General features: G+C 62.9%; 10 protein-coding genes. 5 read left to right on the forward strand and 5 right to left on the reverse strand.

All coding sequences use genetic code 11. From position 1 onward, the window contains the following. Positions 1-39: 39 nt before the first annotated feature. The 4 genes from ipdC to FGL95_RS18470 are packed head-to-tail and all read right to left on the reverse strand — an operon-like array spanning position 40 to position 3,509. Positions 40-1,101 (reverse strand): (3aS,4S,5R,7aS)-5-hydroxy-7a-methyl-1-oxo-octahydro-1H-indene-4-carboxyl-CoA dehydrogenase, encoded by a 1,062-nt coding sequence (gene ipdC, locus FGL95_RS18455; protein ID WP_169589503.1) that lies wholly within the window; start codon positions 1,099-1,101, stop codon positions 40-42. Beyond that, positions 1,098-1,850: a CoA-transferase subunit beta gene (locus FGL95_RS18460; protein ID WP_169589505.1), complete on the reverse strand. Its 753-nt coding sequence runs from the start codon at positions 1,848-1,850 to the stop codon at positions 1,098-1,100. Before FGL95_RS18460 ends, ipdC begins: the two co-directional genes overlap by 4 nt. Then, positions 1,847-2,728, reverse strand: a complete 882-nt coding sequence (ipdA, locus tag FGL95_RS18465) for a cholesterol ring-cleaving hydrolase subunit IpdA (protein ID WP_206072031.1) — start codon at positions 2,726-2,728, stop codon at positions 1,847-1,849. The genes FGL95_RS18460 and ipdA overlap by 4 nt, the downstream gene beginning before the upstream one ends. Then, positions 2,721-3,509, reverse strand: coding sequence for an enoyl-CoA hydratase family protein (locus tag FGL95_RS18470; protein WP_169589507.1), 789 nt, complete (start codon positions 3,507-3,509; stop codon positions 2,721-2,723). The genes ipdA and FGL95_RS18470 overlap by 8 nt, the downstream gene beginning before the upstream one ends. Before the next feature lie 70 nt (positions 3,510-3,579). On the opposite strand from FGL95_RS18470, the gene FGL95_RS18475 reads away from it, so the two are divergent. The 5 genes from FGL95_RS18475 to FGL95_RS18495 all read left to right on the forward strand — a co-directional run bounded on the left by FGL95_RS18475 (position 3,580) and on the right by FGL95_RS18495 (position 7,766). After that, positions 3,580-4,374 (forward strand): SDR family oxidoreductase, encoded by a 795-nt coding sequence (locus FGL95_RS18475; protein ID WP_169589825.1) that lies wholly within the window; start codon positions 3,580-3,582, stop codon positions 4,372-4,374. Positions 4,375-4,379: 5 nt separating this feature from the next. Continuing rightward, complete coding sequence (locus FGL95_RS18480; RefSeq protein WP_169589509.1) at positions 4,380-5,288, forward strand: SDR family oxidoreductase; 909 nt, start codon at positions 4,380-4,382, stop codon at positions 5,286-5,288. Between the two features lie 133 nt (positions 5,289-5,421). Beyond that, positions 5,422-6,252: a hypothetical protein gene (locus tag FGL95_RS32410; RefSeq protein WP_240963126.1), complete on the forward strand. Its 831-nt coding sequence runs from the start codon at positions 5,422-5,424 to the stop codon at positions 6,250-6,252. Positions 6,253-6,258: 6 nt separating this feature from the next. Continuing rightward, positions 6,259-6,774 carry an ImmA/IrrE family metallo-endopeptidase gene (locus tag FGL95_RS18490; protein ID WP_169589511.1) on the forward strand — a complete coding sequence of 172 codons (516 nt, stop codon included), beginning with the start codon at positions 6,259-6,261 and terminating at the stop codon, positions 6,772-6,774. Continuing rightward, positions 6,771-7,766 (forward strand): hypothetical protein, encoded by a 996-nt coding sequence (locus tag FGL95_RS18495; protein ID WP_169589513.1) that lies wholly within the window; start codon positions 6,771-6,773, stop codon positions 7,764-7,766. The genes FGL95_RS18490 and FGL95_RS18495 overlap by 4 nt, the downstream gene beginning before the upstream one ends. A gap of 7 nt (positions 7,767-7,773) precedes the next feature. Here FGL95_RS18495 and FGL95_RS18500 read toward each other — a convergent pair whose 3' ends face one another. Continuing rightward, positions 7,774-8,190 (reverse strand): helix-turn-helix domain-containing protein, encoded by a 417-nt coding sequence (locus FGL95_RS18500; protein ID WP_169589515.1) that lies wholly within the window; start codon positions 8,188-8,190, stop codon positions 7,774-7,776. Positions 8,191-9,069: the final 879 nt, after the last annotated feature.

Consider the following 9,069-nt stretch of genomic DNA (forward strand, 5'->3'; position numbering starts at 1 on the left):
GACTCCGAAAAGACTCACGAGGTGCTTGTGTTTGCGAGGTCAGCCCCGCAGCTTCCCCATCGCTTCGATCCGTTCGACGGCGTCGGCGATGATGCCGTCGATCAGTTCTTTGCAACTCGGCAGATCGTCGAGCATGCCGACGACCTGGCCCGAGGCCAAAACCCCTGCATGGGTGTTGCCTTCGACCAACCCGGCGCGCAACAACATCGGCGTGTTCGCTGCCATGATTACCTGAGACCAGGTGAGCTCCTTACCTTTTCGCATCGTGAGGCCGTCGCGAACCAACGTCGACCACTTCATGCCTGTCATCTTCTTGAATTTCGCGGCATTGCCGACGGCAGCGGCAAGACCGCGTGCGTTACCCGAATGTTCGAGTCGTTCGACGAGTTCGGTGTTGAGCACACGGTGCGGCATGCCGTCGACCTTGAACGACACGGTCGTGTCGTTGAGTCCGCGGCTCAGGTACTCCTGCTTGACCGAGTCTGGGACCGTCGACTCCTTGGTGAGCAGAAAACGGGTGCCCATTGCGACGCCGGCAGCGCCGTACGCCAACGCCGCCGCCAAACCACGCCCGTCGAAGAAGCCACCCGCCGCGACCACCGGGATTTCGACTGCATCGAGTACCGACGGCAGCAGCAGCGTGGTCGCGACCGGACCGGTATGGCCGCCGCCTTCACCGCCTTGCACGATGACCGCGTCGGCGCCCCACGCTGCGACCTTCTTTGCGTGCTTTGCCGCGCCGATGGATGGAATTACCACCACGCCAGCGGCTTTGAGCTTCTCGATCAAATCTTGCTTCGGCGCGAGCGCAAACGACGCCACCCGGACCTGCTCGCGAATCAGAAGGTCGATGCGCTGCGGTGCGTCCGTTGCGTCGGCCCTGATGTTGACGCCGAATGGGTTGGCGGTCAACGTTTTCGTCTTTGCAATAGCGGTTTCGAGTTCGGCGTAGGTCATCGTGGCCGAAGCCAAGATTCCGAGGCCGCCCGCTTCGGCGGTCGCGGCGACGAGGCGAGGCCCGGCGACCCAGCCCATTCCGGTCTGTACGACGGGATGTCGCACGCCGACCAACTCGGTCAGCGGGGTGACAAGCGCACTCATGCCGCCACCTCGCGGTTGCGAAGTCCACGCGGATCGATGACCTCGCGGATCAGACGCAGTTCTTCCGACGACGGGAGTCGCGTCTCGCCTGCGTCCGCCAATCCGGCGATCTCGAAGGAGGTTTCGCGAGCGACATCGTCCGCGCCGACGCCTGGATGCAGGGTCAGCGCGCGCATCGTATGGTCCGGTCCACCGAAGTCGAAGACTCCGAGGTTACTGACGACACGATGCAGATGCAGGAACTTGAAAGCGGGATTGGCGGGATCGACTTTGTCGTAACCGACACCCGAGACCACATCGACCTTCGTGCAGAAGACGCGGGCGGAGTGTTTCGGAATCCAGTAACTCGTCGCGTGATTGATCGTATTGCCGGGTGCACCCCGCGAACCGAACATCTGCCGCGTCGGGTGTTGCAGCGGGCCGAACGACGCGAGATTCTGATTGCCGAATCGGTCGATCTGGTTGGCGCCCATCACGACATGCCTGCGACCCGACGCGACCACGTCGAAGACCTTGCGGAATGGGATCCAGCCTTCGATCGACGACTTTGCCCCGAGGGCAGGGGTTTCCGCCATCAGTAGCGCTTCACCATCGGACAAGAGCAGGTCTGGCTCGGTGGTCAGACGCGCGAGACGCGCGCCGATGCTCGGCAGCGTCGCCATCGGACTCACCATGGTTTCGCCTGCACCGGTGAAGATGTCGGCGCAAGCGACCGCGCAGATCTCGGCTCGTGTGACGTCGTCGGTCATTGCTGCTCCTCGCCGAATCGCCGGACAGCGGCTTGGTAATCGTCCTCGGAGCCTGACAGATAGGTGTCGGTGAATTGTTGCCATGCCGCAGCGTCTTTCGCCGATTCGGCATAGTGGCGTTGGAACTTCTCGTCACGTCCGTAGCTATCGCCCGCCAGCGTGAAATGCGCACCGTTGGGAGCTTCGACGACCCCGTCGACCATCATTCTGTTCAGCAGAAGCGCCTGTAGTGGAACGGCTTTCACCAATTCCTCGGTCTCGGTAATGCGCTCGACCGAAACGAAACGCCGCTGCGCCGCCATGCAGTACAAGTCGTCGAAATACGGGTCGACGCCGGTATATGCGGCATTGCCGTGTTTGTCACCGATATTCAAATGCACCAGCGCCGCATCGAGTTTCAGTGCCGGCATTGCGATCAGCGTTTCGGCAGAACCTGATTCATCGACGTATGGCGAGGTGACTGTCTTCAACTCGTCGCCCCAGAAATTCGGAACATCGGACCCCAAGCCTGCGCGAATCGGCAGGAAAGGAAGCCGAGCCGCCGCTGCTTCGAGCCCGCATTTCAACATGCCCTCGTCCATTTCGCGCACCTCTATCGACCCCGACGTCCGGGCCTTCGCAAACCACGGGTCGTAGAACGGCGCCGAATCGAGTGAGACGAAGCCGTAATACGCCTTTCGGACTTTGCCCGCCGAGCAGAGTAGGCCGAGATCTGGTCCGCCATAGGTGACGATCGTCAAATCGGTGATGTCCGAACGCAATATGGCGCGGACCATGGCCATCGGCTTGCGGCGAGAACCCCAGCCGCCGATGCCGATGGTCATGCCGCTGCGCAATTGCGCGACCACGTCGTCGAGCGACATTCGCTTGTCACGCATTGGAGCCGGCCTCCTGACTGGCAGCAGCACGCTTACGAGCAAGGTCGTCCTCGAACCGGTCACGGATCTCGTCGGCTACGCCGGCAAGATTGAGTTCAAAGGTGAATCCCTGCTCATAGCGGTAGCTGCGGTGGACGTTCTGCACGTCGATGCCATTGAGCGCCTCCTTGGCGGCGCGGATGACCCGGCCGTCCTTTGCGGCGATCTCCTCGGCAACTTTCAGTGCGGCGGCATCGAGTTCGGACCGTGGGACCACCTGAAAGACCGACCCGTAGTGGTGCAACTCGCTCGCGGTGATCGTCCTGGCGGTGAAGAACAGGGCTCGCATGAGGTGCTGCGGAACCAGCCGGGACAAGTGCGTTGCCGCACCGAGCGCGCCGCGATCGACTTCGGGAAGCCCGAAAGTCGCGTCGTCCGAAGCTATGACGATGTCGGAGTTGCCGACAATCCCGATGCCGCCGCCGAGGCAGAAGCCCTGCACCGCGGTCACTACAGGGACCTGGCAGTCGTAGACCGCCGAAAAGACATCGGCACAGCCACGGTTGGCGTCGATGAGACTCTGGTGGCCGGGATTCGCCTGGATCTCTTTGATATCGACGCCGGCGCAGAATCCGCGATTTTCGGCGCGGATGACGACAGCGCGATTGCTCTGCAACCGTCCGGCTGTCCGCACTGCATCGGCAAGTTCGAACCAGCCTGCGGTGGGAAATGCATTCACAGGTGGGTAGTCGATCGTGAGGATCGCTACGCCTGATCCGTTCGATGTGGAGGTAATTCCCATGTGTTTCCTCGGGGGTTTGTGGAGCCGGTCGCCAAACCAAGCGATTGCTTGGTAGGTTAGCACGGTGAGCATTGCCCTCGCCCTCGAAGATTCGGTCGTCCTGGTTACCGGGGGAGTCCGCGGAGTCGGCGCGGGGATTTCCCGGGCCTTTCTCGAGGCGGGTGCGACGGTCGTCGCGTGCGCGCGTCGGCCCCCTGAGCAAGAGATTGCCGCCGGTGGTCGCACACTCGAGTTCGCGAGCTGCGATGTGCGGGATCCCGACGCGGTCGCTCAGCTCATCGGATCGATCGTCGAGCGGCACGGACGGCTGGACACGGTGGTGAACAACGCCGGTGGCGCGCCTTTCGCCTTGGCCGCCACGGCGAGTCCGAAGTTCCACGCCAAGGTCGTCGAGCTCAATCTGCTTGCGCCCCTGCTGGTATCCCAGGCAGCAAATGCCGTGATGCAGGAGCAGCAGGATGGCGGCTCGATCATCATGATCTCGAGCGTCAGCGGTTCGCGTCCATCACCCGGTACCGCGGCGTACGGCGCGGCAAAGGCGGGAGTCGACAGTCTGTCGTCGAGCCTCGCGGTCGAGTGGGCGCCGAAGGTTCGGGTCAATTCGATAGTCGTCGGTCTGGTGGAGACCGAGCAGAGTCATCTGCACTACGGGGGATCGGACGGTCTCGCCGCTGTCGCAGACACCGTGCCGATCGGTCGCATGGCTGGCCCGATCGACGTCGGCAACTGTGCGGTGTTTCTGGCGTCACCACTCGCGTCCTACATCAGCGGCACAGCAATCACGGTGCACGGCGGCGGCGAACGGCCGGCATTTCTCGCCGCAGCAGCATCCCCACACAACGCAGCACAACAGAGCAAGGAGTAATTCATTTGAGCGGGTTATGCGAAAACCGGGTAGTCATCGTGACCGGCGCAGGTCGCGGAATCGGGCGCGCGCACGCGCTTGCGTTCGCGGCGGAGGGTGCGAGGGTCGTCGTCAACGATCTCGGTGCCGGACTCGACGGATCGGCCTCGGCCGAGGATCCAGCGCAACAAGTCGTCGCAGAGATCCGCGACTCGGGCGGTACTGCCGTCGTCAACGGTGACGATGTCGCGGATTGGCAGGGCGCACAACGACTGATCGGCACTGCGCTCGATACCTTCGGCGGGCTCGATGTGCTCGTCAACAACGCTGGATTTCTGCGCGACCGGATGCTGGCGAATCTCGGCGAGGATGAGTGGGATGCCGTTATTCGCGTCCACCTCAAGGGTCATTTCGCGCCCATGCGCCATGCGATCGAATTCTGGCGCTCGGAATCGAAGGCGGGTCGTCCTGTCGATGCGCGAATTATCAACACCAGTTCTGGCGCAGGATTACAGGGCAGCGTCGGCCAGGGAAATTACGCCGCGGCGAAAGCCGGGATCGCGGCGCTAACCTTGAATGCGGCGGCCGAATTCGGTCGCTATGGCGTCACAGTCAATGCGATTGCGCCTGCGGCGCGAACCCGAATGACCGAGGCAGCGTTCGCGGCCACGATGGCCAAACCTGATTCGGGCTTCGACGTCATGGCCCCCGAAAATGTCTCACCACTCGTCGTGTGGCTCGGTAGTCCAGAATCTCGCGACGTGACGGGCAGGGTGTTCGAAGTCGAGGGTGGAAAGGTCGCGCTTGCCGACGGATGGCGGCACGGCGATCCGATCGACAAAGGCGATCGTTGGGATCCGGCGGAATTGGGTGTCGTAGTGCAGAAACTCATCGCCGCAGCGGATCCGCCGGTTCCGGTTTACGGCGCGAAGTAACGAGATCGGCGCAAACCCTGAAATACGGTGGGATATGTACCGGTTCTGTGTGACGGTTAATATCGCCTTAATATGTGTTGGCGCCTGTTTCTCGACGGCGTAGCGCTTTCGTCCGCTGATAGGGGTTGTCGTGATGGTCGGTGATCGTGCCGCGCGGGTGGCGGCAACGATCGGTGTTGCCATCGGTCTCGCGTTGTTCGCACCCGTCACAGCCGCCGCAACTCCGGGTGGCCACGGCGGTCCGTCGCCGCACGGACCCGGAAACAACAACAACAACCATGGCAACAACAACAACCATGGGAACAACAACAATCACGGCAACAACAACCCCGGCAGCAATAACCACGGAAACAACAACGGACCGGGCAACAATCACGGCAACAACAATCACGGCAACGACGACTGTGACGACGACGATCCGCCACCCACGGTTTCCCCGCCGCCGCCGCCCGCGCCGGCATCGTCGAATAGGGTCGGCGGGGCGTCGGATTCAGCGCAGAGCGGGTCGACTCCGCCACCGAGTCCTGCGGTCGTCGGCAAAACGATCACCGTGGCGCCACCGCCGCCGCCGGCCGTTGTCTCGGTTCCTGAACCCGTCTTCGTCGTACCGCGTGCAGCGGATGTCGTCCCCCCCGTCGTCGTCCTTCCCTCCATCGTCCTTCCGGTCATCGAGGCCCTGCCTGCGCCGATAGAGGCAGAGCCACCTCCGCCACCGCCGCCCCCGCCGCCGGCGGCACCCGTGAACACGCCCGTGGCAGTGGACACCACGCAACCCGACGTGACCAACACCAACGCACTCGGCCCGCTGCCGCCTCCGCACAACCCGCTCGGTGTGCTCGGCGGACTCATCGCACTCTTGTTCGCCGGCGGAGCAGCCGCAGTGATCAGCTACAACGGTGCACGCTTGTCGCAAGCGAGGGTGGAGTCGGCGCACGCCGAGTTCTTCGGCCCTGGTGCGGGGTGACGTGCCATGACAACTGACTCTGATAAGAGCAAGGCCCGGTCGCATCGACGAGTTGCGGGCGCCGTCGACGCCGTTTGTGCGCTCGCTGCCGACTCGGACTCGGTGACGCTGGATCAGGTCGTTGCGGCCGTAGCGCACGAGCGAGGCCGCGAGATAGAGATTGCGACCGCTGACCTCGGTCCCGGGGTGTGCGGTCAACGACGCGCCTACCCCGACCGCGATGTCATCGTGCTTGCGTCGGCGCTGCCGAGCAGAGAACGCACTCTCGCACACGAATTGGGACACATCGTATTTCGCCACCCAGGCGCGCCCGCGAGCGATGTCACCCTGGAGGCGAGCGCCGAGCTGATCGCCTACATGCTCAGCCAGCGCGCGTACCAGCAAGTTGTGGAAGACGGTGACGACGAGCTCGCCGAATGGGAGGCCGAGACCTTCGCCGGCATGCTGCTCACCCGATTGCGCGTCTTCACCAACCGTGGCACGGGTGTTTCTGTGCTGAGATTCGACGAGGCTCTGGGGTGAGCTTCTGGTTGGTCGCGCTGGCAGTGTGGATTGCAGCCGGCGGCAGGGTCGGTCGCGTTCTGGTGCGTCCAGCCACGACAGTCCGAGTGGCGATCGTCGCGGCAGTCGCCAGCGTCGCCGCGGCGGTCACGATCGGGATCCCCGAAGTGGCAGACAGCGTGGATCGGTTGCTGCCCAACGGAGTCCGTGCAGGTGAACGGCTCGTTCCGCTGCTCATCATCGCGCTGTGGGTTGCTTTCACTGCGGCAACTGCGGTGGTCGCTGCCGCGGCCTGGCCGATAACATCCCGCGAGAACTTGCGTCGGGTCGCGGCAGCAATCTATGCAATCGGTGCCGTGTTCGTCGCGATCACGATCTTCTGGTCGGCGAAGATCGGCTGGGCTGCCATCGTCGTCGGCTGTCTGGTCATCGTTGTGACTGCGGTACGGAACTTCGACTGGACTCCGCTCGGCAGAGGCGTCGGAATATTCGCGATCGGCACCGCCATGGTGGGGGTCCTGGCCGGCGTGCACTTCCGTGAACTGATGACCAAATCGGTGCCAGCCACGCGTCCAACTCCGACGTGGGCGTGGTTGACGGCGAGCCTGTTGATCTCGATCGGCGCTGTCTGGATCCTCGTCGAGATGTGGGTCCGCGCACGGCTGTTGATGCGGCAGGTGAAGGTGCTCCACAACGCACTGATCACGCGTTTTCCCGAAGTGACGCAGGACGACTCCAGCAACACGACGACCGTGCTGCGCGCATCAGATCAGGTCGCGCATGTCATGGATGCGCTGTACCTGCTCGCAGGCGGCGGTGGAGCGGCGTCCAAATCGTCGGAGACACCGCCCGCGGGGCGCGCCGAACGAGCGCACGCCGTCGCGGTATGGGTGCGGGATCCACTGAACTCGACGCCCCTGGATACGCGGTGGATTGCGCCACCAGACGGCACGTCGACGCGCCGATGGGTGAGCACGATCGCGCAGGCTTACACCAACGGCGCGGCGAGCTGACCGAGTTCTATTCGGTGCCGTCCGGCGGAATCTCGGGCAGGCCCTCGCTCGCCCGGAGCTTCTCCGCCATCGATGTCAACAGATTCTGCGATTCTTCCGACAGGTCGAATGCACGGCTGGAAAGCCGACGGAGCCCGTAGCCCTGTAGTTGCGACAGGAGTTCGAGGTCGTGATCGATCTTGGCAGCGTAAATGTCGTTGAAGAAGTAGTCCGGCTTCACCTTGAAGAACTTGGCGAGGGCGGCGACAGTCTCGTCGGACGGGTTGGTGCGCTGGCCGGACCTTAGCTGTGACAGGTAGGGCTTCGAAATCGGATGGCCGCTCTCGGTCAGAGCGGCCGCAACTTCGGCATTGGTGTGAGGCTTACGCCCTGGTGGGTGCACGGTCTCGAACAGCTTGTTCAGCCGCGCAGCGAAATCAGCCATAGTCAGCCGTCCATATCCCTTCGCCGGAGCAGATTCAATTCGCTCATATTCATTCGCCTCGATATTAGCGGCTCAGTAACTGAAATCCTACGGTTGGGGTCGTATTCGTGCTACAAGTCGCAATAGCCGTGTCGCGTCGTCGCAGATAACGGCAGTGTTTGCCGGACACCGCGACGGTCGACTGGTCGTGTGTCCACTCCCTCAAACGGGCCAGTCGAGGCGCTCCGACCTCGAATTTTGAGGGTTGCTTAGAAGTAGCTCGGCGTGTCGTGGGCGAATAACCAGGCGGCACCAAGTCGAGTAAGACGTGTCGGTGGCGCCGTTGCGTACCTGGTTGTCGTTCGTGCGCGCGCCAAGAGTCGTGTGATCCGCCCGCAAACCTCACGCTCGCTCGCTGTGCGGGGCTAATCAAATCCACCGGTTTTTTTAGTTTCGCAATCTCCAAAACGCGCTTCGATTTTGTGTCCGGGGGTATGCGAACTTGGCGAAAGATTGTGCTCGACCACTGCAAGCGAGCCGGTGACGCCCAGCCTTGGGCCTGTGACCTTATGCCCTGGCTGGCATCACGGTGAGGCGGTCTGCTTGCGGTGGGGTCCGGTGACGACCGTCACGAGATCCTGCGATACTGCCGTATCGCCCGACCGAATTGGGAGTTCGCGAATTGCAGGGACAGTAAGGAATATTGGTAGTACTCAACGAAAATTCGAAGAGCTTTCGCAGGCCGCCATCCGCGCGCGCAGAGTGGACCGACGCACTCGCCGCGGGGCGAGCGCTGCCGGACTTGCAGATCGGGGCGGTCGGTATTCGTGCATCAGGAGTCTTCGCTCATCGTGACGAAACCCGTTGCGGCAACCCTTTCGAGCGCTTCGGCTCACGCCA

This window comes from Antrihabitans stalactiti, from assembly GCF_012932915.1.
Lineage (GTDB): Bacteria > Actinomycetota > Actinomycetes > Mycobacteriales > Mycobacteriaceae > Antrihabitans > Antrihabitans stalactiti.

Bases quoted from the DNA above. Each gene is read 5' to 3' on its own strand.
- FGL95_RS18490 (WP_169589511.1), top strand. From the start codon at position 6,259: ATGACAACTGACTCTGATAAGAGCAAGGCCCGGTCGCATCGACGAGTT.
- FGL95_RS18500 (WP_169589515.1), bottom strand. From the start codon at position 8,190: ATGGCTGATTTCGCTGCGCGGCTGAACAAGCTGTTCGAGACCGTGCAC.
- FGL95_RS18460 (WP_169589505.1), bottom strand. From the start codon at position 1,850: ATGACCGACGACGTCACACGAGCCGAGATCTGCGCGGTCGCTTGCGCC.
- FGL95_RS32410 (WP_240963126.1), top strand. From the start codon at position 5,422: ATGGTCGGTGATCGTGCCGCGCGGGTGGCGGCAACGATCGGTGTTGCC.
- FGL95_RS18470 (WP_169589507.1), bottom strand. From the start codon at position 3,509: ATGGGAATTACCTCCACATCGAACGGATCAGGCGTAGCGATCCTCACG.
- ipdA (WP_206072031.1), bottom strand. From the start codon at position 2,728: ATGCGTGACAAGCGAATGTCGCTCGACGACGTGGTCGCGCAATTGCGC.
- ipdC (WP_169589503.1), bottom strand. From the start codon at position 1,101: ATGAGTGCGCTTGTCACCCCGCTGACCGAGTTGGTCGGCGTGCGACAT.